The sequence below is a fragment of the Paraburkholderia sp. PAMB 6770 genome, assembly GCF_057748135.1.
Window position 1 is genome coordinate 1,393,342 of the sequence record NZ_CM173239.1, and the last position, 24,264, is coordinate 1,417,605.

27 protein-coding genes are annotated in these 24,264 nt (G+C 68.8%); 14 read left to right on the plus strand and 13 right to left on the minus strand.

All coding sequences use genetic code 11. The annotated features are described in order from the left end of the window. Positions 1-33: 33 nt before the first annotated feature. Positions 34-1,134: a type IV pilus twitching motility protein PilT gene (locus AC3AP7_RS23570; RefSeq protein ID WP_487362724.1), complete on the minus strand. Its 1,101-nt coding sequence runs from the start codon at positions 1,132-1,134 to the stop codon at positions 34-36. Between the two features lie 251 nt (positions 1,135-1,385). On the opposite strand from AC3AP7_RS23570, the gene sctC reads away from it, so the two are divergent. Genes sctC through AC3AP7_RS23590 form a run of 4 tightly spaced genes read left to right on the plus strand, consistent with a single transcriptional unit; the run spans position 1,386 to position 6,447 of the window. Next, a complete protein-coding gene (gene sctC / locus AC3AP7_RS23575) occupies positions 1,386-3,194 on the plus strand; it encodes a type III secretion system outer membrane ring subunit SctC (RefSeq protein WP_487362725.1) in 1,809 nt (602 codons plus the stop codon). Continuing rightward, positions 3,191-4,294 carry a sensor histidine kinase gene (locus AC3AP7_RS23580; RefSeq protein ID WP_487362726.1) on the plus strand — a complete coding sequence of 368 codons (1,104 nt, stop codon included), beginning with the start codon at positions 3,191-3,193 and terminating at the stop codon, positions 4,292-4,294. Before sctC ends, AC3AP7_RS23580 begins: the two co-directional genes overlap by 4 nt. Positions 4,295-4,298: 4 nt before the next feature. Then, the gene (locus tag AC3AP7_RS23585; RefSeq protein ID WP_487362727.1) at positions 4,299-5,096 is read left to right on the plus strand and encodes a response regulator transcription factor; all 798 of its coding nucleotides are present in this window, start codon (positions 4,299-4,301) and stop codon (positions 5,094-5,096) included. Further along, positions 5,086-6,447, plus strand: coding sequence for a secretin N-terminal domain-containing protein (locus tag AC3AP7_RS23590; protein ID WP_487362728.1), 1,362 nt, complete (start codon positions 5,086-5,088; stop codon positions 6,445-6,447). The genes AC3AP7_RS23585 and AC3AP7_RS23590 overlap by 11 nt, the downstream gene beginning before the upstream one ends. Positions 6,448-6,496: 49 nt before the next feature. Here the strand turns inward: AC3AP7_RS23590 and AC3AP7_RS23595 are convergent, their stop codons facing one another. The 12 genes from AC3AP7_RS23595 to sctU all read right to left on the minus strand — a co-directional run bounded on the left by AC3AP7_RS23595 (position 6,497) and on the right by sctU (position 16,087). Next, complete coding sequence (locus AC3AP7_RS23595; RefSeq protein ID WP_488324823.1) at positions 6,497-6,847, minus strand: hypothetical protein; 351 nt, start codon at positions 6,845-6,847, stop codon at positions 6,497-6,499. 171 nt (positions 6,848-7,018) lie between these two features. Then, on the minus strand, positions 7,019-7,474 hold the full coding sequence (locus AC3AP7_RS23600) for a CesT family type III secretion system chaperone (protein ID WP_487362730.1): 456 nt from the start codon (positions 7,472-7,474) through the stop codon (positions 7,019-7,021). A 121-nt stretch (positions 7,475-7,595) separates the two neighbouring features. Continuing rightward, on the minus strand, positions 7,596-7,811 hold the full coding sequence (locus tag AC3AP7_RS23605) for a hypothetical protein (protein ID WP_487362731.1): 216 nt from the start codon (positions 7,809-7,811) through the stop codon (positions 7,596-7,598). 121 nt (positions 7,812-7,932) lie between these two features. After that, positions 7,933-8,178, minus strand: a complete 246-nt coding sequence (locus AC3AP7_RS23610) for a type III secretion system protein (protein WP_487362732.1) — start codon at positions 8,176-8,178, stop codon at positions 7,933-7,935. A gap of 16 nt (positions 8,179-8,194) precedes the next feature. Then, positions 8,195-9,151 carry an FHA domain-containing protein gene (locus AC3AP7_RS23615; RefSeq protein ID WP_487362733.1) on the minus strand — a complete coding sequence of 319 codons (957 nt, stop codon included), beginning with the start codon at positions 9,149-9,151 and terminating at the stop codon, positions 8,195-8,197. An 87-nt stretch (positions 9,152-9,238) separates the two neighbouring features. Continuing rightward, a complete protein-coding gene (locus tag AC3AP7_RS23620; RefSeq protein ID WP_487362734.1) occupies positions 9,239-10,213 on the minus strand; it encodes a hypothetical protein in 975 nt (324 codons plus the stop codon). Beyond that, positions 10,210-10,473, minus strand: coding sequence for a type III secretion system export apparatus subunit SctS (gene sctS / locus AC3AP7_RS23625; protein ID WP_487362735.1), 264 nt, complete (start codon positions 10,471-10,473; stop codon positions 10,210-10,212). Before sctS ends, AC3AP7_RS23620 begins: the two co-directional genes overlap by 4 nt. A gap of 6 nt (positions 10,474-10,479) precedes the next feature. Next, a complete protein-coding gene (gene sctR, locus AC3AP7_RS23630) occupies positions 10,480-11,133 on the minus strand; it encodes a type III secretion system export apparatus subunit SctR (RefSeq protein WP_487362736.1) in 654 nt (217 codons plus the stop codon). Next, positions 11,120-12,286 carry a type III secretion system cytoplasmic ring protein SctQ gene (gene sctQ / locus AC3AP7_RS23635; RefSeq protein ID WP_487362737.1) on the minus strand — a complete coding sequence of 389 codons (1,167 nt, stop codon included), beginning with the start codon at positions 12,284-12,286 and terminating at the stop codon, positions 11,120-11,122. The genes sctR and sctQ overlap by 14 nt, the downstream gene beginning before the upstream one ends. Before the next feature lie 41 nt (positions 12,287-12,327). Further along, entirely contained in the window at positions 12,328-13,077 is a 750-nt protein-coding gene (sctP, locus tag AC3AP7_RS23640; protein WP_487362738.1) for a type III secretion system protein SctP, read from the minus strand. A gap of 8 nt (positions 13,078-13,085) precedes the next feature. Continuing rightward, positions 13,086-15,023, minus strand: coding sequence for an FHIPEP family type III secretion protein (locus tag AC3AP7_RS23645; RefSeq protein WP_487362739.1), 1,938 nt, complete (start codon positions 15,021-15,023; stop codon positions 13,086-13,088). Continuing rightward, positions 15,020-16,087, minus strand: coding sequence for a type III secretion system export apparatus subunit SctU (sctU, locus tag AC3AP7_RS23650; protein WP_487362740.1), 1,068 nt, complete (start codon positions 16,085-16,087; stop codon positions 15,020-15,022). The genes AC3AP7_RS23645 and sctU overlap by 4 nt, the downstream gene beginning before the upstream one ends. A 307-nt stretch (positions 16,088-16,394) precedes the next feature. Between sctU and AC3AP7_RS23655 the strand changes: the two genes are divergently transcribed. From AC3AP7_RS23655 to AC3AP7_RS23700, 10 genes are all read left to right on the plus strand, one after another. Next, complete coding sequence (locus tag AC3AP7_RS23655; RefSeq protein ID WP_487362741.1) at positions 16,395-16,988, plus strand: HrpB1 family type III secretion system apparatus protein; 594 nt, start codon at positions 16,395-16,397, stop codon at positions 16,986-16,988. A 13-nt stretch (positions 16,989-17,001) separates the two neighbouring features. After that, positions 17,002-17,397: a hypothetical protein gene (locus tag AC3AP7_RS23660; protein ID WP_487362742.1), complete on the plus strand. Its 396-nt coding sequence runs from the start codon at positions 17,002-17,004 to the stop codon at positions 17,395-17,397. Position 17,398: 1 nt separating this feature from the next. Continuing rightward, complete coding sequence (gene sctJ / locus AC3AP7_RS23665) at positions 17,399-18,235, plus strand: type III secretion system inner membrane ring lipoprotein SctJ (protein ID WP_487362743.1); 837 nt, start codon at positions 17,399-17,401, stop codon at positions 18,233-18,235. A gap of 21 nt (positions 18,236-18,256) precedes the next feature. Beyond that, complete coding sequence (locus AC3AP7_RS23670; RefSeq protein ID WP_487362744.1) at positions 18,257-18,940, plus strand: type III secretion protein HrpB4; 684 nt, start codon at positions 18,257-18,259, stop codon at positions 18,938-18,940. After that, a complete protein-coding gene (sctL, locus tag AC3AP7_RS23675; protein ID WP_487362745.1) occupies positions 18,937-19,950 on the plus strand; it encodes a type III secretion system stator protein SctL in 1,014 nt (337 codons plus the stop codon). The genes AC3AP7_RS23670 and sctL overlap by 4 nt, the downstream gene beginning before the upstream one ends. Beyond that, on the plus strand, positions 19,947-21,329 hold the full coding sequence (sctN, locus tag AC3AP7_RS23680) for a type III secretion system ATPase SctN (protein ID WP_487362746.1): 1,383 nt from the start codon (positions 19,947-19,949) through the stop codon (positions 21,327-21,329). The genes sctL and sctN overlap by 4 nt, the downstream gene beginning before the upstream one ends. Positions 21,330-21,347: 18 nt before the next feature. Then, positions 21,348-21,845 carry a hypothetical protein gene (locus tag AC3AP7_RS23685; protein WP_487362747.1) on the plus strand — a complete coding sequence of 166 codons (498 nt, stop codon included), beginning with the start codon at positions 21,348-21,350 and terminating at the stop codon, positions 21,843-21,845. Next, positions 21,842-22,651 (plus strand): type III secretion system export apparatus subunit SctT, encoded by an 810-nt coding sequence (sctT, locus tag AC3AP7_RS23690; protein ID WP_487362748.1) that lies wholly within the window; start codon positions 21,842-21,844, stop codon positions 22,649-22,651. Before AC3AP7_RS23685 ends, sctT begins: the two co-directional genes overlap by 4 nt. Before the next feature lie 224 nt (positions 22,652-22,875). Then, on the plus strand, positions 22,876-23,325 hold the full coding sequence (locus tag AC3AP7_RS23695) for a CesT family type III secretion system chaperone (RefSeq protein WP_487362749.1): 450 nt from the start codon (positions 22,876-22,878) through the stop codon (positions 23,323-23,325). Between the two features lie 204 nt (positions 23,326-23,529). After that, complete coding sequence (locus tag AC3AP7_RS23700; protein WP_487362750.1) at positions 23,530-24,042, plus strand: hypothetical protein; 513 nt, start codon at positions 23,530-23,532, stop codon at positions 24,040-24,042. Positions 24,043-24,264 lie beyond the last annotated feature (222 nt).

The window sequence follows — 24,264 nt, forward strand, 5'->3', positions numbered from 1 at the left end:
GCCGATATACGTAGAGGCGCGGTTGCATGAGGGTCAGTGCGGCGCGCTCGAACGCAGGATCTCGTGCAGCTCCATCCGGTTGTACGTGACGCGCAGCGCATCGCGCGCCGAAATCACGTGCCGCGCGACGAGGGTGGCCAGATGGTCGTTCAGCGAGCGGGACATGTTGTCCTCCTTGCGGCGCAGGAAGTCCGACACGAAGTGCAGCCGTCCCGCATCGAGCAGCAGCTTGCTGATCTGCTGCTGGTTGTTGAAGAGCAGCTCGCTCGCGAGCACCAGGTTGTCGCCGTCCTCGGTCGGCACGAGGCTCTGGCAGACGACGCCGATCAGCGAATCCGCGAGCGAGGCCGCGTAGCGCTCGCGCTGCTCCGGCGGGAAGAACGACAGCAGCCGCGTGAGCGTGCTGAGCGCGCTGCTCGTGTGCATCGTCGCGAGCACGAGGTGGCCCGATTCGCCCGCCTGCAGTACGGTTTCGGCGGTTTCGGTGTCGCGCACCTCGCCGACCATGATGACGTCGGGCTTCTGGCGCAGCGCCTCGCGCAGGCCGGTCGAAAAGCTCGGCGTGTCGGTCGGCACTTCCCGCTGCGAGACGATCGACTGGCGGCTCTCGATCACGTATTCGATCGGCTCCTCGATCGTGATCAGGTGGCTGTTGCGGGTGCGATTGATGTGATCGAGCAGCGACGCGATCGTCGTGGTCTTGCCCGAGCCGGTCGGCCCGGTGACGAGCACGAGGCCGCGCGTGCTGTCGGTGAGGCTGCGCACGTAGGCGGGCAGGCCGAGCTTGTCGAGCGTGAGCGGTTCGAGCGGCAGGCGCCGGATCGAGATCGCGACGCGCGCGCCGCCGCCGCTGCGATACACGTTGCAGCGCAGCCGGCAGCGCGTGAGCACGAACGGGCGATCGATCGCGCCGCGCTCGAGACGGGCCTGCCAGTCCTCGTCGATCGACGCGAGGGTCGGCACCATTTCTTCGAGCATGACCGGCTCGTCGTTCACCGGGGCCCAGCCGCGCGGCGTCTTGATCATGATCGGACGGTCCTGCTCGATATGGATATCGGTGAAGGTCCGCCTCAGATCGATCAGGTCGAGAATTTCGCGGGTGATGTCACGAAAGGAATGAGATGGCGTGCTCATGACGGATGCGTAGCAGTGAGTGGGGCAGAGGGAAAACGCAGCAGGCGGCTTGCATGATCGCAGCCGTCACGCGTGGTGTCCAGTACCCGCAGCGGCCTGTACAGGATGCCGCGTCGGCGGGCCGCGGCGCGCCGCCACGCGAAGTTTCGTTCGACCACCGGAAGCAATGCGCGCCGGCGCTGCGTTACGCCTTGACGCGATGCGCGGAAAACTTCGACTATTCGATCAATGCCAAAGCGAGGCTGTCATTCATGATCCGGATCGGTAAAGCGCTCGTCGTACTGTGTGCGCTCGCATCACTATGGAGCGCGGCGCCCGCCGACGCCGCGGCCGTCCACTGGCGTACCGCGGTGGTCAATTATTCGGCCGACGGCAAGGACATCAAGGACGTGCTGCGCGATTTCGCCGCGAGCCAGGGCATCCCGGCCGACATCAACAGCGACGTGACCGGCACGTTCACCGGCAAGTTCACGCTGTCGCCGCAACGCTTTCTCGATACGCTCGCGTCGTCGTTCGGCTTCGTCTGGTACTACGACGGCGAGGTGCTGGAGATCACCGCCGCGTCCGACATGAAGAGCGCGCTGCTGCAGCTCGACACCGCGAGCGTGCAGACGCTGCGCGACACGCTCGCGCGGCTCGGCATCGCCGATCCGCGCTTTCCCATCGCCTACGACGACGCCGAAGGCACCGCGATGGTCAACGGGCCGCCGCGCTACGTGCAGATGGTCCAGCAGGTCGCCGATCATCTCGATGCGAACGCAGCGCGCCGCGGCGGCTCCGAGGTGCGCGTGTTCCCGCTCTATCACGCGTGGGCCGAGGACCGCTCGGTCGATGTGGACGGCAACACGATCACGGTGCGCGGCGTCGCGAGCGTGCTGAACGCGCTCTATCATCCGGGCGCGCAGGGAGCCGGCGCAGCCGGTGCGGCGGGCGGCGCGCGCGGCAACATCACGCGCAACACGCCGCTGCAGGACGTCGGCGGCAACACCGGCGGCAACGGGCTCACCGGCATGATGCCGGGCGCCGGCGAGACGTCCTCGTCTTCGTCGTCGTTGCCGCCGCTGCCGCCCGGCGGGCTATTCGCGGGGATGAGCGGCACGCCGTCGCCGCAGCTTGCCGCGCTCGCGAACCGCACCCACGGCGCGAACGGCACGGGCGGCGCAGCGGGCACCTCGGCAACCGGCGGCGAGGACAACGACCTGCCGGTGATCGAAGCGGACCAGCGCACGAATTCGGTGCTGATCCGCGATCTGCCCGAGCGCATGGGCCAGTACCAGACGCTGATTTCGCGGCTCGACGTCAAGCCGCAGCTGATCGAGATCGAGGCGCACATCATCGAGATCGACGACGGCGCGCTGCAGCAGCTCGGCATCGACTGGACCGCGCACAACAGCCACGTCGACGTGGAGTCCGGCACCGGCACGCTGCCGCAGAACACCTATACCGGCGCGCTCAGCCCGACCTTCAACACGACCACGCTGAACGACGGCTCGACGGTGGCCGCAACGCCGCTCGGCGTGTCGATGAGCGCCGTGCTCGGCGACGCGGGACGCTATCTGATGGCGCGCATCTCGGCGTTGCAGCAGGACAGCCAGGCGCGCATCGAGGCGAATCCGAAGATCGTCACGCTCGACAACATCGAAGCGGTGATGGACAACAAGACGCAGTTCTTCGTGCCGGTCTCGGGCTACACGTCGGCCGATCTGTACAGCGTGTCGACCGGCGTCTCGCTGCGCGTGCTGCCGATGGTCGTCGACGAGCACGGCCAGACGCTGATCAAGCTCGACGTCGCGATCCAGGACGGCGAACTCTCGACCAGTCAGACCGTCAGCAACCTGCCGGTCATCACGAGCAGCGACATCAACACCGAAGCGTTCATCAAGCAGGGCCAGGCGCTGCTGATCGCCGGCTACCGCACGAAAAACGATTCGACCGGCGTGACCGGCATTCCGGTGCTGTCGAAAATCCCGCTGATCGGCGCGCTGTTTCGCACCAACACCGATCAGCACAGCCACATGCAGCGGCTCTTCCTGCTGCTGCCGCGGGTGATCGCGCTATGAGCGGCGGCCACGCCCCGTCGTCCGGTGCCGACGACGCGCGCCGCGCGGCGCTGCTGCGCGCGCAGCCGTGGGGCACGGTGCTGCTGGAGCCGGGCGGCACGATCTTCGAGGCGAGCGAGCGGGCCAGAACGTTGCTTCAGCAACCGTTGCCGCGCGGCCAGCGGCTCGCCGAGGCGCTCGCCGACATGATCGCGGCGACCACCGGGGCGGCCGACAGCGAGGCGCTCGCGCGCGGCGTCGAACTCGAACTGGAGAACGGCGCGCTGTGGCTGAAGGCCGAGCCGGCCGAGGGGATCGCGGGCGTGGACACCGTGGTGTCGGTGGCCGACATCACGCCGCTGCGCCGCTCGCTCGACGAGCGCACGACGTCGCTGCGCTTTCTGCTGCACGACCTGCGCTCGCCGCTGAATTCGATCGTCGCGCTGACCCAGCTCGAAACCGGCGACCGCGACGCATTCGAGCGCTGCGGCGGAATGCAGCAGATCGGCCAGCTTGCGCGCTACGTGCTCTCGCTCGGCGAGCAGTTCATCGTCTCGTCGATCGCCACGCATCTGGCCAACCGCGATTTCCGCCGCTTCGATCTGCGCGCAATGGTGCGGCAGATGATTCCGCAGCTCGAAGTGACCGCCGTCTACTGCGCGGTGCCGCTGCAACTGTGGCTGCCCGACGGCGCCGCGGTCTGGGTGAGCGGCGTGCGCAATTTCGTCGCGCGCGCGCTGCAGAACCTCGTCGACAATGCGATCCACGCGTCGCCCGAGGGCGCGCCCGTGGCGGTATCGCTCAAGACGCGCGCGGGTTTTGCCGATATTGTCGTCAGCGATCGCGCGGGCGGCCTGCCGGGTCTCGCGCAGGCCCAGACCGTCACCGATTTCGACGCGCTCGGCAAGGCCGGGGCAAGCGGCTTCGGCATGGGATTGAAGCTCGCGCGGCAGATCGTGGCGCTGCATGGCGGCACGCTTCATGCCGAATCGACCCCCGGCGAAGGCACCTCGTTCGTGCTGAGCATGCCGCTGCTGGGCAGCGCGCCGCCGGCCGGCGGCGCGCCGCGCTCGTTCGCGCAGGCCGAGCAGGCGCGGCAGCAGGACCAGAGAGGACGTTGACCCCATGCATTCACTCGTACGCCAGCCGGTGCGCATTCTGCTCGTCGAGGACGACCCCGCGCAGCAGGCGTTGCTCGTATCGTGGCTCAAGGCGGCCGGCTATCAGGTCGATGCGTTCTCGAACGGCCTCGACGCCCGCCATTACCTCGCCGATCACTGGGCGAACCTGCTGATTTTCGACTGGGACGTGCCCGGCATTTCCGGTGCGAAGCTGCTGTCATGGGTGCGCGGACGCTCGCAGTCGAACGTGCCGGTGCTGTTCCAGACCGTGCACGCGGGCGAGAGCGAGATCGTCGAGATTCTCGATGCCGGCGCCGACGACTACCTCGTCAAGCCGCTCGATCGCGAAGTGCTGCTCGCGCGGATCCGCGTGCTGCTGCGCCGCTCGACCGCGGCGAACGGCGCGAGCCGGCAGATGCTGGTCGGCCGGTGCACGCTCGACCGGTCCAGCCAGTCGCTGATCGTCGACGGCGAACCGCACCGGCTCGGCACGAAGGAGTTCGACATTCTCTGGCACCTGTCGCTGCACGTCGGCACCGTCGTGCAGCGTCAGGACCTGATGAGCGTGGTCTGGGGCTGGGACGCGGGCGTGCAAAGCCGCTCGGTCGACATGTACGTGAGCCGGCTGCGCGCGAACCTGAAAAGCGCGGGCGTCGAATGGACGGTCCAGTCCGTCTATGCGACCGGCTACCGGCTCAATCTGGAACCCGCGAGCGCCGCGGCCCCCGCCGGGCCGGCTGCGCGCCGGGCGCACCCGCAGGACGCGGATGGCACGCGCGGAGCGGACGACGATGCTGCGTAACTGGTGCGCCGGCGCATGGCTTGCCTGCTGCGCGCCGCTCGCGCTCGGCTCGCCGGCGTTGCCCGCGCGGCCTTTCGTCTATTCGACGGCCGGCAGCAGCCTGAGCGACGTGCTGGACGCGCTGGGCCGCGCGACCCAGGTGCCGGTGCGCATCGACGGCACGCTGCGCGGCCTGGTGATCGGCCGCTACGATCTGCGGCCCGCGCAGTTTCTCGACGTGCTGTCCGAATCGTTCGGACTACTATGGTATTACGACGGCGCGGTGATTCACGTGAGCGCGGCCGGCGCGCGCAACACGATCGCGATGCGGCTCAACTACGCATCGGCGCGCGGGGTCGCGGCTTCGCTCGCGCAGGAAGGGCTCGCGGACGCGCGCATGCCGCTTGCCGCCGACGACGCGCACAACACGCTGAGCGTGTCGGGACCGCCGGACTACACTGCGCGGATCGTCAGTGCAGTGCGGCATATCGAGGACGCGGCGCGCGCACGGGTGCCGACAACCGTACGGCTGGTGCCGCTGGTTCGCGAAAACGCGGCGGACCGCACGCTGGGCGGCTCGGCCGGCGTGGCGCCCGGACTCGCGACGCGGCTCACATGGCGCGTGCACGGCGGGCCGGGCGGCGCGAATGCGCCGATCGCATTCGACGCGCCGCTGCCGATCTTCACCGCTGACGCGGCCACCAATTCCATACTGATCCGCGATCGCACGAACCGCCTCGACGACGACGAGGCGCTGGTCGAGCGCTTCGACACGAAGCCGAAAGCGATCGCGCTGCAAGCGTATATCTTCGATCTCGCCGAGCCGGCGTTCGACGCACTGCCGCTCGAACGCGCCCAGCGGCAGAGCGGCGCATTCGTCGTGCAGGACGGCGCCGCGCCGCTGCTCGCGCAGGTCGACGCATTCACCCGCACCGGCGAGGCGCGCGCATGCGTGCAGCGCAATCTGGTGACGATCGATCACGCGCCGGTGACGCTGAGCTGCGCGGAGGCGACGCTCGCGGCGCTGCCGGCGGCACGCGATGGCAACGCGCATCCCGCGCACGCGCCGCGCGGCAGTACGACGCCGACCCGCGCCGCGGCTGAGCGCGACGATGAGACGTCGGTCGTCATCGAACCGGATCTGGACGGGAAAGGCAGCGCGTCGCTGTTCCAGCTTGCGACGACGCTCGACGACACGCAGGCGTTCGGCACCGCCGCGCCGAACGCGCATCGCAACGCGGCACGCGCGACGCACACGGACATGGTGCCCGGCGACGCGCTGGTGCTGATCGGCCATCCGCAGCAGGGGAGCGCGCCGCATCGCGGCGCCAGACGGCTCGTGATCCTGGTGCCGCATGTGATCGACGGTTAGCGCCCGGTTGAACGAGCGTAACGCGATCCCGCGCGGCGCGGCACACAGGTTAGCGGGGCGGTTCCGAGGCCTTTTTCATGACCTCCATCCCGTGCTTGATGGTCTCGATCAGCGACTGCAGCAACGTGAGCCTGAACTGGCGCAGCGTATCGCGCATGCTGTTCCTGCGTTGCAGCCCATCCATCAGGCGATCCAGCAGCGTCGGGCGGCCGGACCACCGGGGGCGCATCGCGCGCGCCGTCGGCGGGATGCCTGCGGGCTGACCCGACCAGGCATTGGGGAAGGCACGCGTCGCAGACGGTTCGGCGCCCCAGCTGCGCTCGCGCGGACCCGCGAAGCCGGGTGGGGGGGCCTGGTCGATCGGCGGCCGGCGCGTGGTGACCACCATGTTCTCCAGCAACTGGCGTTTCGCACCCGACGCGGACGTCGAGCGCGTTTGCGATGCGCAAGACGCGGACGCCGCGCCGCTGTCGCCGGCATTTTCATGGATGTCCGGCGCGACGTGCTGCGGCGCCCCGTCCGGGGCGCCCCCAATTCGTTGCGTACTCATCGATTCAGTCCTCCTGACGCGCTATGCGCGTACCCAGTTGCATGTGCCGCTCGCGATGCCGTCGAACATTTCGTCGCTCGATTCGATGATGTTCGAGCGCCAGTAGCGGCCGTGTTCCGCGTAGTGCAGCATCAGATCGGCGATCGCCTGGCCGTCGAGGTCGTCGGTAAACGGCACGCGCACGATCAGCACGATGCCGCCCGTGTCCGCGTCGAGTCCGACCTGCGCCTGATCCTGTGCATAGATCAGCAGGTTCGCTTCGAGCAGCAGGCGAAAGATCACCAGCGTGCGTCCCGCGGTGACGGTGCCGTAATGAAAATTCGCGTAGACCGCGTGCGGATCGTCTTCCAGATGGTCGAAGCGCACGTCGAAACCTTCCACTTCGATGGTGCGCGTCTCCAGCACGCGTTCCGCGTCGGGCAGGCCGATCACCGCGCACAGGTCTTTCACCAGGTCGGTATAACGCTCCCAGCTCATCGTCGGGCTCCGGTTTCGCGCCGTCTGAACACGCGCGGCGGCGCGGCCTTTGCACCGGCGCGCCGTGCGCGCGGCGAAGGCATGCGCCGCCGCGTCTCGCCGGGCGAGACGGCGTACGACATCAGCTGATCGCGGTGGATGCGTTCTTCTCGGCGCTCGCACCGGCTTTCATGATGTTTTCGAGCGATTCGAGCTCGGTCAGCTTCAGGTTGTCCTCGGTCGAGTCCATCGAATCCTGGCCCTCGATATTGGTGGCCGAGTCCTGGGCGGCCTGCGAGGCGGCCGACGACGCGTACATCGAACCCATGCCGGAAGCCATAGTGCTGAAAAAACCCATGATGATTCTCCTTTGAAAGTGACTGCAGGGTGAGACAAACACAGGGGTGACTGTCGGTATGACAGGCCCGGTCGTACAGGACCGGTCGGCCGGTCCGGGGAAGCGGTGCTGCGTGAACGGTTCAGTCCTGCTGAAGCTCGTGCAGATGCACGACAAGGCGCCTCGCCGCGATCATGCCGCGATACGCCTTCTGCAGCGCTGCGCGATGCGCCTCGGGCAGCGGCGTGCGCGAGACCTCGCCGACTGCGCGCGCGGCGTCGTCGAGCGCCTCGGTGATCTGCGCGACGTGCCGGGCGGCGCCGGGCGCGCGCAGCGTCGCGCGGAGATCGTTGAGCAGCGGTTCGGCCGCGATCAGCTTGTCGTACATGATGAAGTGCTCCGTGTCAGTTGGGCAGCAGGTGAGCGACCGGATAGACGTGCTTGACCCCGTCGGGCGTCTCGATGTAGCGCACGTCGCCGATCGCGACCATTTCCGTGTAATCGGTCGACGCGGACGGCACCGGGTTTTCGTGCACGTCCGGCTCGATGCGCTTGACGTTCGCGTCGAAATCGCGCTGAACGTCCGCGAGCGCCTGATGAAAGCGCGCTAGCGAATCGACCGTGCCGGTGATGCGGAACACGCCGCCGCCGAGGTACGCGACGTGCGTGCCCTGCATGCCGAGCGATTCCTCGATGTTGCGCGCGTCGTCGGCAGCGACGTCGTAGTTGCGCCGCACCGGCTCGCCGCCGACGCGGTCGATGATCCTGCGCGCGGTGATGTCGTCGCCGGCCGTGGGCACCATGCCGCGCACCACCACCGTGTTGCCGGCCGGCGCCACGCTCAGCTCGCGCAGCCCGGCTTCGTCGAGCGAGCCGGCGAGGCGTGCGGCGAGCGCATCGGTATTCGGCAGCGGGCTGATCGCCTCGCTGTTCTGCGTGCCGAACATGATCGCGCCGGCGACGAGCGCCGATGCGACCATCATGCTCGCCAGCACGATGCCGACCGACTTCAGCGGCAGGCGCGCACGTTCGCGTCCCGCGCCGGCCGCATCGCGGGCGAGCATGCCGGAGAGCAGGTCGAGATCGCTCGGCCAGTCCGCGTCGTCCGGGCCCACGCAGACCGCCGCGGCGCCCCTCGACAGCGGCATGAAATCGCGCAGCGCGGCGGCGGCGGCCGATTCCTGCGCCGCGTCGCGCGTGTGCGTCTCGCCGGACTCGGCAATCTCGAGCGTGAGGCGCGCATCGCCCCAGTCGCTCACGCAGATGTCGCAGTCCTCATCCGCGCCGATCCGGTATGTCCCGGCATGAAGCGGAATCTGCGCGCCTGCGTGAGCGCCGGTCAAAATACGGATTCGTTTCACGTTGGTCACCCTGGCATGCGTTAGCGGTGAGGAGATGGCTTCACTTTAGTCCGGACGTCTGTCACACACTGTCAAAACGCGAACCTGCTACGTCGTATCCGAAGCGCGCGTGCGAGGCAGCGCCGCCGCCAGCGCGTGCTGCATGCGCAGATGCTGCGCGGCGCGGCGCAGTTGCGACAGCGTGCGCGGCCCCGCCAGACTGAAACGCACGAGTTCCCGCAACATGTTGAAGCTGCGCTGCGTGGTCCAGGTGTCCGCGAGCGGCGCCTGTGGACGCGCCGGCGCGGGAACCCGCGCCGGCTGGGCGCCGGGTGCGCGCACGCTGGCCGCGGGATGGGCACGAGGCATCAACGGCGCGGCGGCCGGCGGCATGCGCGCCACCGGCAGCGCATTGCCTTCGAGTTCGTCGGTCAGGTGGCCCAGGATGCGCGCCGCAAGCATATCGTGCCCGTTGCCGAAGACGGCCAGCATTAACGAGGCCGACGTCGAGGCCGACGTCGAGGCAGCGGCAGAGGTCGAGCCGTTTGCGAACGCGGTGGGTGCGAACGCGCGCAGGTGGTCGTCGTAGAGCGCCAGCAGCCGGCGCGCGAGATGCGGCGTGTTCGCGTAAGCGGCCGCGGCGGCCTGCAACTGTCCGGGCAATGGCGTGAAGGCATGCGACGGCGGCTTCGCGCGGATCTTCAGCGCATACGCGGCCGGCTGCTCCGTGTCCTGCTCCGGCGTGTCGTCGTGCTCCTGGCCCCCACGTCCGCCGTGGCGTGCACTCACCAGATGGGGTGCGCGCGGCGCGGCTGCGCCGTGGCGCGGCGACCCGTGTCGCGGCAGATGCGCGCCGCCCGCGCGATGCCCGTGCTGGGCAGCGGCCTTTTGCTTCAGATGCTTGCTGAGCGGATGCCGCGCGCGTTTGGCCTGCTGGGTTTTGGGCCGCTGGCGAATCCGCTTGCCCTTGTAGAACACCGTCGCGTGAGCATGCGCGGCCTGGGTATCCGCGCGCGCCGGTGGCGCGTCGAAGGCCGCAGCGGCCGTTGCGCCCGACTGCTGGATCGACGCGGGCCGGCTCATGACGGCACGCCGATTGCGATGATGTCGTTGCCGAAGCGCAGCAACTCGGAGGCCGCCCACGGCGCGGTGATCAGGATCACGACCGTGACGACCGCGAGCTTCACGCCGAACGAGATGCTCTGGTCCTGCATCGACGTGATCGCCTGCAGAAACGAAATGAGCAGCCCCGCCGCGGCCGATGCGACGACCACCGGCAGCGAAATGTACAGGCAGATCATCAACCCGTGAATGGTCAACTGGATCAGCGTGTCGGTATTCATGATGTTTTACCGGTAAGTCAGCACGAGGCCGTGGATCAGCGCCGACCAGCCGTCCATCGCGACGAACAGCAACAGCTTGAACGGAATCGCGACGTTGGTCGGCTGCACCTGGTTCAGGCCCATCGCCATCAGCGTGTTGGCAATCACGATGTCCACCACGATGAACGCGAGATACAGCATGAAGCCGATCTTGAAGGCGTCGGTCAGCTCGCTTAGCGTAAAGGCGGGCGCGAGGACGATCAGATCGTCGTCGTGCAGTTGCGCGGCCATCGGCCTGGGCCAGATCACCGACGCCGAGCGCAGGAAAAAGCGCCGCTCCCGTTCGCCCGCGTGTTGCTCCAGAAAATGGCGGAACGGCTCGCGCGCGGCGCTCATCGCGCTCATCAGCACCTGCGACGAGGATTCGCCGCGCGTCGCCGCCTGCTGCGAGCCCTGATACGCCTGCATCCCGATCGGCGCCATCACGTACACCGTCACGAGGATCGCGATACCGTTGAGCACCGTGTTCGGCGGCACTTGCTGCACACCGAGCGCATTGCGCAGCAGGCCGAGCACGACGACGATCTTCGCGTAGGACGACACGATCATCGCGAGGAACGGAATGATGCTGATCGCAAGCGTCAGGATCAGCAGGCCGGTGAAGTCGTTAAACTGAAACACTTTGATTCGCAATCCGGATGATTCGAACGCCGATGTGCTCGCCGACCGCGACCAGTTCGCCGTAGGCGACCACCTGGCCGTAGGAGACCAGCTTGACCTGTGCGTCGCGCACCGGCACGGGCAACTCCAGCACGTAGCCCGCGCGCAGCGCGGAGAGCTGCGCAACGGGCAGCGACACCGTATCGATCTCGATCTTCACGGGCAGGTCCAGTTCGCCGATCGGCAGCGGCGGGTCGCTCGGCTCGGCCGGCGAAAGCGTATCGTCGTGGGAATCCTGGCTCATATAAGGGGCTCCTGTCAGGGTAAGCGTCGTCGCATCGGCGAGCGCGGTGCAGCGCAGCTGCCGCATGCCCGGGTGGCCCCAGACGAGCGACAGCCGCAGCGGGGGCGGCGCATCGCCGAAGAGGGCGGTACCGGGATATGCCAGCGCGCGCATCACGATGTCGCCGGGGCGCAGCGATTCGAGCGCGGCAACGGTCAGCGTGCGCGCGCCGATCTCGACGCGGCCCGGTACCGCAAGCTGGCTCACGCGCGGCGTGTACGGCACGCATTGCGTGCCGAGCAGCTGCTCGAACGCGTCGAGCCAGCCGTCGTCCGCGTCGACGAGGCCAAGGCGCAGCGTGTGTGCGCCGCCGCGTGGCGACAGCCGCATCGACGCGGTATGACACGCATGCGCGCGCGCCGGCCGGCCCGCATGCAGCGATGCGACCCGCACGCCGTCGACGCCGAGCGTCGCGAGCGCGGTGCAGACCGGCTGCAGCAGGATCGACGCGACCGCCAGGCTCAGCCCGGCCTGTCGCTCCTGCGCGCCGGCATCGGCACTGGCATCGGGCGGCAGCGCGGCGCTCGCGAGCGCGGGCCAGTCGGACAGATCGAGCGCCACGCACGCGCGCTGCTCCGCGCGCTGCAGCACGACATAGCCAGGCGTGGCGGCGTCGAATGCGCAGGGCGCGGACACGGTCCATCCGTGGATGCCGAGGCCGAGTACGAGCAGCGCGTTCAGCCGCTCGTCGGCAAGCAGGCGCGCCACGCGCGCCTCGCGCGGCGTCAGCGCGTCCGCGGCGCGTGCCTGCAGCATCAGCGGCAGCGCGGCCGGTGCGATATCGGGGGGGCGGTGGTGAGCGTCGCCCGCGGAATAGCTGCTGGTATCCATATTGGCCGTGTGATGGTTCAATGCCGTGCGCGGCGTGGACGCTACGCGCCGACGATCTCGACTTCCCGTGGCGTGCCGCGCTCCTTCAGCAATGCCGCAAGGCGTTGCTTCAGAATCGGCGTATGGCGGGAGATTAGCGTCTTCGATGTGACGTCGGTCGCGTCGAAGCGAAGCATCAGCTCAAAAGGCGAAAGCGACAGCTGCAGCGCGCAGCCCGGCAGGATGGCCGGATCGATCTGGATCTGCATCTGCCAGTTGCCGCGCGTCTGCACGGCCCGGTCGCCGCAGAAATCGGCGGCGCGGTTCAGCAGATACTCGGCGACATGCGCGAAGCGCACGTCCTCGTTCGTCAAGCCGCTGCCGGCGGTGTGCGCGCTGCGCGCCACCGCTTGCTGCACCGGCGCCTGTGCGGCGGCGCGATCGTCCGGCGGCGCGGCGGCCGCGACGACGTCTGCCCGCGGGTCGTCCTGCGCCTGGGGGGCAACCTGCGCGTCGGCGGGCGTGTCGGTTTGTGCATCGGCTTGCGCGTCCGCGCCGTCGTCCCATGCGCCCAGATTGCCGGGGTCGCCGGGGTCCGCTTCGGGGTCGGCCAGCGCGTTGAGCATCGCCGCACGCAACGCATCGAGTTCGCTGCGCCGGCGGCGCAGCAGCGATGCGTAACTGCGGGTTGCCGCGCCCTGCCTCGCGCCGGATTGTGCGCCGGACTGCGCCTGCGAGGGCGCCGAGGGGCCGGCGTGCTCCGGCGCGGCGCCCGGAATCACGCGGATGGTGAGCGGTGTCGACGAACTCATGGGCGCGCTCAGATCGTCAGTTGTCCGATCGGTTCAAGATCGACGCGATCGGTCAGTTCCTGGTACGAATAGACGGGCAGCCAGCCGATCGCCGGTTCGAGCATCCGGCGCACGTAGCGGCGGATATCCATCGACGTGACGACCGCCACGCCTTCGCGCGCGGTCTCGCCCGCGAGCCCGCGCACCTGCTCGACCAGCATGCTGATGTCGTCCGGCGGCAGCGCGAGGAAGTTGCCGGTCGGTGTCTGCTTGATCGACTGCCGGATCAGCTGCTCGACCTCCTGATCCGGCAGGATCGCCGCGAGCCGCGCGGTGCCGCCGGTCGCGCGGTGCGCGATGAGCCGCGACAGATCGCAGCGCACGTACTCGGTCAGCATCAGCATGTCCTTCTCTTTCGGCCCCCAGGCAATCAGGCTCTCCATGATGCTGCGCGTGTTGCGGATCGACACCTGCTCTTCGAGCAGGCGCCGCAGCACGTCGGCGATCCGCTGCAGCTGCAGCGCCTTCTGCACCTCGGCCACGACACCCGGATACTCGGCGCCAAGCTGATCGAGCATCCATTGCGTCTCCTGGATGCCGAGGAACAGGTGCGCGTGCCGGCGCAGCAGCGCCACCGTGCGGCGTGCGATGTCCTGCTCGGGTACCTCTCCCTGCGGCGCGAGCGCACCGGGTTCGCCGGGCGCGAGCGTATGCGGCACGTCGAACAGCAGCACTTCGTAGGTGCCGTCGGCGAGCTGCGGGGTGGTCCACATCGTGATGCCGGGAAACGGCAGGCCGATTTCTTCCTGTAACTGCGCGCGTTCGTCGTCGAACGATGTATCGAGGCGCCGCGTGTCGAGGCGCGCGGCGAGATCGGGCGCGAGGCGCAGCCCGAGCGGGCACGTGAAGAGCGGCGCGCGCGGCAGGATCGCGGGCGCGTCGCCCTTGCCGCCGGCGCGCTGCAGCGCGCTCGGCTTCGCCCCTTCGCCGTGTCCGGCGTGCGGGCGGCGGCCGAGCCGGTATCCGGTGAACGCGAGCGTCGCCGCGAGCAGCAGGAACAGCACTGCCGGAAAGCCGGGGACGAACGCGAAGCCCGCGAGCAGCAGGCTCGCGAGGTACAGCGCGCGCGAGTTGTTGCCGAGCTGGCGCGAGATTTCGTCGCCGAGCGAACGGGCGCTCGCTTCGTTTTCGTCGGCAACCCGCGTGATCATGATGCCGGCCGCCACCGAGATCAGCAGCGACGGAATCTGCGAGACCATGGCGTCGCCGACCGACAGGATCGAGAAGCGGTTCGCGGCTTCGCCCGCGCTCATGCCGTGGTAGGCGACGCCGACCGCGATGCCCGCGACGATGTTCACGAGCGTGATGATCAGCCCGGCGATCGCATCGCCCTTGACGAACTTCATCGCGCCATCCATGCCGCCGTGCAGCTGGCTTTCGAGCGCGAGCTTCGCGCGCTTGCGGCGCGCTTCCTCGGGCTTCAGGATGTTCGCGCGCAGGTCCGCGTCGATGCTCATCTGCTTGCCGGGCAGCGCGTCGAGCGTGAAGCGCGCACCCACCTCCGCGACGCGCTCGGAGCCTTTCGCGATGACGATGAACTGCACGGTCGCGATGATCACGAACACCACGAGGCCGACCACCAGGTTGCCGCCGACCACCAGTTCGCCGAAGCTTTCGATGATGCGCCCCGCGTCGGCGTGCAGCAGGATCGATTTGGTCGACGCGATGTTCAGCGACAGCCGGTACAGCGTCGTGAACAGCAACAGCGACGGAAACGCCGACAGCGCGGTCAGGTCGGACACGTAGAGCGTGACCATCAGCAGCGTGACGCTGATGCAGATGTTGATCGACAGCAGCACGTCGATCACCGAGGGCGGCAGCGGCAGGATCATCAGCGAGACGATCGCGATGATCAGCAGCAGGATGCCGATTTCGCCGCCGGCAGGCAGTTTCATGGACTTGATCATGACAGGGTGTCCTTGCGCAGGGGGTGTGCGCCTACGCTGTCGACCCAGCGCAGGATCGCGGCGACGACGTCCAGCAGTTCCTCCGGAACCGGCTGGTCCTCGGGCACCCGGTACAGCGCGCGGGCGACCGGCGGATTCGAGACGATCGGCACGCCATGCTGCATCGCGAGCCGGCGCAGCACCGCCGCCTGCTCGTCGACGCCGCGCGCGAGGATCACGGGCAGCGGCGTTTCGCCCGGCTCGTAGCGCACCGCCACCGCATAGTGGGTCGGGTTGACGAGCAGCATGTTGGCGCGCGAGATCGATTTTTCGGGCGGCGTGCTCGCGAATTCGCGCGCCAGCTTGCGGCGCTGGCTCTTGATCTTCGGGTCGCCCTCCGAGTCCTTGTGCTCGCGCTTCACGTCGTCCTTCGACATCTTGTTCTGGCGCATGAACATCCAGCGCTGCAACTGGTAGTCGGCTACGCCGATCACGAGAAACAGGCCGATCGCGACGTCGAGCAGCCGCATCAGCGCATTCCACAGCACCTTCGCGAGCGCCTGCACCGGCAGGTACAGCGAACTCGCGATCAGCGGCAGCAGCATGTCGATGGTGGCCCAGACCACCGCGAAGATCAGCAGCGCCTTGACGATCATCTTCACGAGGTCGAGCACCGACTTCAGCGAGAAGATCCGCTTGAAGCCGTTGCCGGGATTGACCGCGTCGAACTTCGGCGTGATCGGCCTGGTGGCGATCTGAAACCCGGTCTGCGGAGCGAACGCGAACACCGCCGCCGCCACGCTGCCGAGCGCGACGGGCAGCATCAGCGCAAGCGCCGCGTGTTCGAGCTTGACGATCCCCGCCTGCAGGCTCTCGCCCGAGTGCGCGCCGCCGGCGAAGTCGAGCGCCGTCTGCAGCACGCCGCGCAGCGCCGCGCTGAAGTAGCCGGCGCCCGCCTGCAGCGCGACGACGATCAGCCCCAGGCACGCAAGCTCGACCAGATCGGGGCTTTTCGCGACCTGACCTTCCTCGCGCGCCTTTTCGAGCTTCTTGGGAGTGGGCTTTTCGGTTTTTTCCTCGGCCATCTCGACGGTCCAGGCGGATTGTGAAGAGTATGTGAAGAGTACGGAACGAACGGCGCGCCGCGGCGTGCAACCGTGCGCGCCGCCGCAAACAGCCTGAGCCCGACGATAGCGGCCCGCGTGCCGCGCCGTCGCGGCCGATGCGAAGCGCCGCGGGCAAAAGCGAAGCGCCGTGCCGACCGGCGGCCGGCGGCCGGCGCGGCGGAACTTCGCAAATCCGCGTGCAAGTTCGTATCCGGTGCGAGGCGCGCGCGCGGCGTTTGATACCGTCGTCGTCAAGGGGCATGGCCCGGCCAAGCGAGGATTCAACATGAACCAGTCGTATGCGCATCATCAGACCGAGGGCGAGAAGATCATTGGCGGCCTCATGGAGCTCGTCAATTTCGCACTGACCGAGCAGTTCCCCCGCGTGCGGGTCGACCTGAACGAGGTCGAACAGGTCATCGACGCGTTGCACGCGCTCGGCCCCGAATCCAGCGAGCTATGGTTTCTCGACGGCCTGCTGCAGGTCGCGCGGAGCGACTGGCAGGGCGCGGCGCAGACCTTCCGCGATCTCGTCGATACGTCGACGAGCCTGCCGTTCAGTCGCGGCATGCTGATGTACGCGCTGCAGAAATGCGGCGATCCGCAGTGGCGCTTCGAGGCGCAGACGCTGTGCGAAGGGGATCACGCGGACGTGTCGCTGCTCGCGCAGACGTTGATCGCGGGCGAGGACATGCGCCGCGCGGTCGCGGCCGCACGGCGCACGGGCCGCTTCGACAAGCCGGACTCCGTGCTCGCGATGGAGGAGGCGCGCGAGCGCCTCGCCGGGCAGCGCGCCGGCGCCGCACCGGCGCGCGCGGACACGCCGCCGAAGTCCGCGCCGGCGATGCCGCTGTGGGCCGGTCACGCGCTGCGCGCCTGAAGGAGGACCGGCCATGATCACCGCAGTCGATGGCACCCAGGCCGCCGCCGTATTCCAGCACCAGTTCGGCAACGACGCGATGCAGCAGCTGCAGGCACGCTTCCAGGAACTGATGGCGCACGGCACGCCGCACGCGCAGGGACAGACGCCGGATGTCGGCACGCTTGCCAACAGGATGATCGCGTCCGAAGACGCCGCGTTGCAGCAGATTCCGAACGACACGCTGTACATGATGCAGACGATGCAGCCGACGCCCGGCGAATCGGTGATGCAGGCAACCGACCGGCTCGCGCAGGAAAGCATGTACATGTCGCTCGAAATGACCCGTCTGTCCACGGATCTGACGATGAAGATGTCGGTCGTCAATGCGTCGAAGGACGGCATCAAGTCGCTCCTGAAGAACCAGTGACATGAACACGCCCTTGCTCCGCACACTGCGCAGCGGCCGCTGGCTGCGCCTCGCGCTCGTCGCGCTCACGCTGCTGCTGGCCGCCTGCCACCAGGAACTCTATGGCCAGCTGAGCGAGCAGGACTGCAACGAGATGGTCGCCGCGCTGCTCGAAGGCGGCGTCGACGCGCAGAAGACCACGCCCGACGACGGCAAGACGTGGTCCGTCATGGTGGCCGACAACCAGATGGTGCGCGCGATGCAGGTGCTGTCCGCGCGCGGCCTGCCGCATCACAAGTTCGAAAACCTCGGCGAGCTGTTCAGAAAGGATGGGCTGGTGTCGACGCCGACCGAGGAGCGCGTGCGTTTCGTGTTCGGGATCGAGCAGGAACTGTCGGACACGCTGTCGAAGATCGACGGCGTGGTGGTCGCGCGCGTGCACATCGTGTTGCCGAACAACGATCCGCTCGCCGAGAAGACGGCGCCGTCGTCGGCGTCGGTGTTCATCAAGTACCGGCCGAACGCCGATCTCGCGGCGCTCACGCCCGCGGTGAAGAATCTCGTCGTGCACAGCGTGCAGGGGCTGACCTACGACCAGGTGAGCGTCACGTCGGTGCCGGCCGACCCGGGCGAGATTGCACCGCCGCCGCCAGCCTCGCCGTCCGCGTGGTGGAGCGTGGGGCTGTGGGCCGCGATGGCGGTGTTCTGCGTGGCGGGGCTCGGACTGTTCGCGCATCTGCGGCGCAGCGTCGCCGCGCGCAAGATCGGCATCCCCGTCGACGCGGACGCCGACAATGCCGCAGGCGGCTGGAACGCGTGGACCGCGCAACTGACGCGCCGCGCACGGCGCACGCCTTAAGCGGGCCGCCGGGGAACGACGATGACGCAGACTCCTCACGCGCACGATGACGAGGCCGACGTGCAGCCGCACGCCCGCACGCTCGCCGACGCGCTCGCGCAGGACGACGCGAACCGGCGCACGGTGTTCGACTGGGGGCATCCGAGCTGGCTGGCCGGCGCGCTGCCGCCGGGCGCCGCGCCGCCGGCGGGCGCGCTCGCGGCGTGGGCGCCGCGCTGGCTGGAGCGGCTCGGCGCCGGCCCCGTGCCGCTCGCGCGGCTCGACGGCCGCGCTGTCGCGCTGGTCGGCTTGCCGATCGGCCGCGCGCTGCGCGCGCTGAGGCTGCGCGCGTTATGGCCGCGGCGTGCCGAACTGCGTCACTGGATCGACCGCGCGCGCCGCGTGCGCTTGAGCGGGTGGATCGGTGCGCCGGCCGCCGACGCGTTGCGCCGCGACAGCGCGGGTGCGCCCGGCTGTCCCGCGTGGCTCGCGCAGGCCCCGGCGCTCGACGCGATGTCGGACGATGCGCTCGCGTGGGACGGCTACTGCCTGTGCGCACAGGACCTCGCATGGCCCGAGACCGGCGCGCTGCCGCTCGCGCGTCTCGCGTTGCCGCGCGACGCCGCCGCGCCCGCGTGGCTCGCCGGTTATCGTCCGGGCGGGCACGGCGACGACAGCGCCGCCGTGCTCGCTTATTTGCCGCTGATCGCCGAAGGAGACGCATGATGCTGTGGTTGCGCAATGCAAGGATCGAAGCGGGGACAGTCGATGCCGACACCGGCGTCGGCATCGACACCGACATCATTCGCGCTGCGACGCTCGCGACGCTGCTCGATGCCGACGCGGCCTGCGCCGAAGCCGGCCGGCAGCGCGACGCGCTGCTCGCGCAGGCGCGGCACGAGGCGGACGAACTGATCGACGCGGCGCAGGCAGCGGCTGCCGAACTGATCGACGACGCGCAGCAGCGCTTCGAACTTGGCTATGCGCAGGGCGAGGCGGCCGGCCTGCAGCATGCGATGGAGGACTGGCATGCGCGCAGCGCGGCATTGTTCGTCGAGGAGCGCACGCTCTTCATGAAGGTGCGCGAGCGTTTCGCCGCGATGGTCGTCGCGGCGCTCGAACAACTGGTGCCGACGCTCGACCGCACCGCGCTCTTCGAGCAGGCGGCGCGCCAGATGGACCGGCTGGTCGATGCGGGCAGCGCGCTCTCCGTGCGGGTGCATCCGCACGACCTTGCGTTCGCGCGCGACGCGTTCGACGCGTGCGCGCAGCGCTGGCTCGCGCGCGGGCGGCCGGTGAGCGTTTCGACGCTCGCGGATGCGTCGCTCGCGCCGGGCGCATGCGTGTGCGAGTCGGATCTCGGCACGCTCGACGCGAGTCTCGATACGCAGCTTGCCGCGTTGCGCGGCGCGCTGGAGCGCACCCTGCACGCGCTGCCGCTCGATGCGGACATGGCCGACGACGATCGGTCCGCCGGCGGATACGAAGAAACCGCAGACGAGGTGGAGAACGCGGACGACGGCGCGTACCCCGCATATGGCGGAGGCCGAGGTGGAGACGAGGCCGACGCGGCCGACGCGGCCTGGCATCGGGACGCCTCGCCCGACGATACGCAGCAGTTCGCCGACGGCGCGCCGCTGCCGGACGCAGACGCACATGCACATGCACATGCACATGCACATGCACATGCACATGCACCCGCCCACGCCCACTCACTCGCAGACCTGCCCGCATGAACACGATCGATCCGTCCGGCCACGCCGGCTTTCCGGGCGCGCTGGCGGCGCGCGCGCATGACGACCTGACCCGCTTTGTCGCGGCGGTCGAGGCTCACTGGCAGCAGACGCCGCGCGTCGCCGCGCGCGGCAAGGTCGAGGAGGTGATCGGCACGCTGGTGCGCGTGGTCGGACTCGACGTGCGGCTGGGCGAGCTATGCGAGCTGCGCTCGCCCGAGGGCGCGCTGCTGCAGTACGCGGAAGTCGTCGGTTTTGCCCGCCATTACGCGCTGCTGTCGCCGTTCGGGCGGCTCGCCGACCTGTCGCGCAACACCGCGGTGATCGGGCTGCGCCGGCCCATGTCGATCGGCGTCGGCGACGCGCTGCTCGGCCGCGTGATCGACAGCCTCGGCGCGCCGCTCGACGGGCGCGGCCCGACCGGCTGCGATACGTACCGGCCGATCTTCGCCGATCCGCCCAATCCGATGAGCCGGCCGCTGCTGAGCGAGCCGATGCTGACCGGCGTGCGCGTGGTCGACGCGATGATGACGCTGGGCGAAGGGCAGCGGATGGGCATCTTCGCACCGGCCGGCGTCGGCAAGAGCACGTTGATGGGAATGTTCGCGCGCGGCGCGCAGTGCGACGTGAACGTGATCGCGCTGATCGGCGAGCGCGGGCGCGAAGTACGCGAGTTCGTCGAGCAGATTCTCGGGCCCGACGGGATGGCGCGCTCGGTGGTGGTCTGCGCGACGTCGGACCGCTCGTCGATCGAGCGCGCGAAGGCCGCCTACGCAGCGACCGCGATTGCCGAATCGTTCCGCGACCGCGGCATGCGCGTGCTGCTGATGATGGATTCGCTGACCCGCTTTGCGCGCGCGCAACGCGAGATCGGCCTGGCAATGGGCGAGCCGCCGACGCGGCGCGGCTTCCCGCCGTCGATCTTCGCGGAGCTGCCGCGGCTGCTCGAACGCGCGGGTCTCTCGGAACACGGTTCGATCACCGCGCTGTACACGGTGCTCGCCGAAGACGAGAGCGGCGGCGACCCGATCGCCGAGGAAGTGCGCGGCATCCTCGACGGCCACATGATCCTGTCGCGCGAAATCGCCGCGCAAAACCGCTATCCGGCAATCGACGTGCTCGGCAGCCTGTCGCGCGTGATGCCGCAGGTCACCTCGCCCGGGCATCGGGCGGCCGCCGGGCATCTGCGCCGGCTGCTCGCGCAATACAAGGACGTCGAGATGCTGCTGCAGATCGGCGAATACCAGGCCGGCAGCAATCCGCTCGCTGACGAAGCGATCCGCAAGATCGACGAGATCCGCGCGTTCCTCGGGCAACCGGTCGACGAACTGGTCGACGGCGAGCACACGCAGGCGATGCTCGCGCATCTCGTCAACGGCTGATATACGACCGCGAACCTCATGAAAGATCGTCATATCGGCACCCTCGAAGTCGTGCTCGGCAGGCGTCGCCGGCTCGATACGCGGCTGAACGCGACGCTCGCGCTGCAGCGAGACGAACAGGCCGCGCTGCAGCGCGCCGAGCAGCAGCAGCTTGCGTTGCTCGAAGCCGGCCGCGCGCGCCTCGACGTGCAGCAGGCGCGCCTTGGCGACATGCGCGCCGGCGGTGCGCCGTTCGCGCCGCGCGCCTACGACGCGAACGTGCGCTGGCGCGACGAACTCGAACAGCGCAGCCGTTCGCTCGACGGCGACTGGCGCCGCGCGCGCGCCGCGCTCGACACGAAGGCGGGCGAGATGGCCCGCACCGCGCGCGAGATCCGCGTGAACCAGACGCGCATCGGGCAATACGAGGCGCGCATCGACGCGTTGCGGCGCGCCGCGGAGCAGCGCGCCGAAGAACAGCAGGACGAGGAGACGCAGGAGCGCCGCCGTCCGGGCGCGGGACGGGCCGCGCGATGAGTCCGCTCGATTTCGGCATCGCGCAATGGGGCGACGTGGTCACGCAGTACCTTGCGCTCATCGCGCTCTGCAGCCTGCGGCTCGGCGTGCTGCTGATCGTGTTTCCGCCCACCTCGGACCAGGTGCTGCAGGGCAGCGTGCGCACCGCGGCCACGCTGATCTGGGGCGCGTTCGTCGCATACGGTCAGCAGGCGGAGCTGCCGCAACTGCATGGCGCCTTTCTGGTGGCGGTGCTCGGCAAGGAAGCACTGATCGGCCTCGTGCTCGGCTATGGCGCCTCGCTCGTGTTCTGGGCCGCCGAGGGCGCGGGCACCTACATCGACGACCTGACCGGCTACAACAACGTGCAGATGACGAACCCGAGCAGCGGGCAGCAGACCAGCATCACGTCGACGCTGCTGTCGCAGTTCGCGATCGCGGCGTTCTGGGTGCTCGGCGGCATGGGCGTGCTGCTCGGCGCGGTCTACGAATCGTATCGGTGGTGGCCGCTCGCGAACGTGATGCCGGTGCCGTCCGCGATCCTCGAATCGTTTGTCGTGAGCCGCACGGATACGCTGATGCAGATGATCGCGAAGCTCGCCGCGCCGGTAATGCTCGCGCTGCTGCTGATCGACGTCGGCTTCGGCCTCGCCGCAAAAGTCTCGCAGAAGCTCGACGTGACGACGCTCGGCCGTCCGGTCAAGGCGCTGGTGACGCTGCTGATGCTCGCGCTGTTTGCCGGCGTGTTCGTCGACCAGGTGCGCGGGCAACTGTCGTTGACGGACTTTGCCGCGCAGGTGAAGGCGCTCGGGACAGGCACGCCCTAACGGACGTGCCGGCGGAGGCGCGGCCGCTTCGGCGCGCAGCGGTTTCGCATGGGCTGGCGCTCGTGCCCGCGCGTGCGCACGGGCTTGCGTTTGCGCATGCATGTGTGCGCATGCATCGACTGCGCATCGCATCGCGAAGCGATGCCGCGCGCAAACGGTGGCACGATCGCCGCGCGGCATCCAGCACAGATCGTTGAACTCAGACAATCACGGGGAGGGGGCTTATGTTGAACGACGGGTCCGGCGATACCGTTCCACTTGACCGGCATGCCGCATTCGAGCGCCTGCTGCGCGACGGCGTCGCGTATCTGGGGCTGCCGCAGGCCGCGATCGAACACTCGGTGGCGCGGCGCACGATCGATCTGCGCGGTGTGCCCGTCTCGATGATCGCGCTCGGCGCGGCCGACGAGATGACCGATCACGATCTGGTGCTCGCCGCGCCGCTGAACGGCGTCGATGCGCGTTCGCCGCACGCGCTCGAATTCCTGTTCGAAATCAATCTCGCGAATACGCTGGCCGGCGCCGGCGCGTTCGGCCGCGACAGGGAGGGCAACCTGCTGCTGCTCAAGGCGATGCGCTCGAACCAGCTCGACGGCATGGCGCTCGCCGCGCACGTCCAGTGGATGGTCGCGCTCGTCGAGTCGGTGCGCGACGAACTGCGGCGCCTTCATTGAGCCGCACCACGCCTCGCGCGGCAGCGGCACCGCATGGGTTCGGGAAGCTCCACACCGCTTCGCATCGGCGCGGCGCGGCGCGACCCGCGCTCACTACACTGGCAGGGCTGGCAGAAGGATCCGGCGCGCACGATGTCGCACTCCCTTCCGCATACGGCGTTTTCTCACTCGGCGTTTTTCCCATCTTTTCAGGAGGTGTCGAACATGTCTCTGCTTTCGCTTGTCGGTGATGCGCTCAACCCGGTCAGCATGATTTCCGATCTGACCGGCATGGGAAGCAGTTCGAGCAATCCGCTCAGCCAGATTCTCAATATCATGCAGACGATGGCCAACGGCCTGACCGGCGGCGACTCCGGCGGCGGCCAGGGCGGCTCGCAGGGCCTCTCGCTGCCGATGGGGGTTTCGATGCCCGACGGCAGCAGTCTGCAGAGCAACGGTCCGCTGCAAAAATTCTTCCAGGAAGACCCGAGCGGCGCGCAGGCGTTCATGCAATGCTTCGCGCCGGGCGGCGGCGGCGGCGATGCCGCGGCGAAACTGCTGACCAACGCGGTGAATTCGGGATCGGTCGACAAGAACACCGCCACCGACGTGGGCGCGATGATCGACCCGATGGCGAAGGCGAACGGCTTCGGCAACGTCAGCAACGAGGGCATCGCGAGCAATCTCGCGAATGCGCTGGGCGGCGTCAACGTGCTGCCGGGCAACCTCGTGCTTTGAACGCAGGCCGCGCGGTGCGGCACGCCCTCAGCGGGCGCGAGACGGGTGTGTCGCCGGACGGAGGGGGTCGCCGTCCGGCTATTGGGCGGTGAAAGCAGGCGTGATGAATGCGCGCCGGCTTTCACCGCATTTTTTGCGCTGGCGTTTCTGCGTTTCTGCGTTTGTGCATTTGTGCGTTTGTGCGCTTATGTGCTTATGTGCTTATGTGCTTATGCGCGTTGC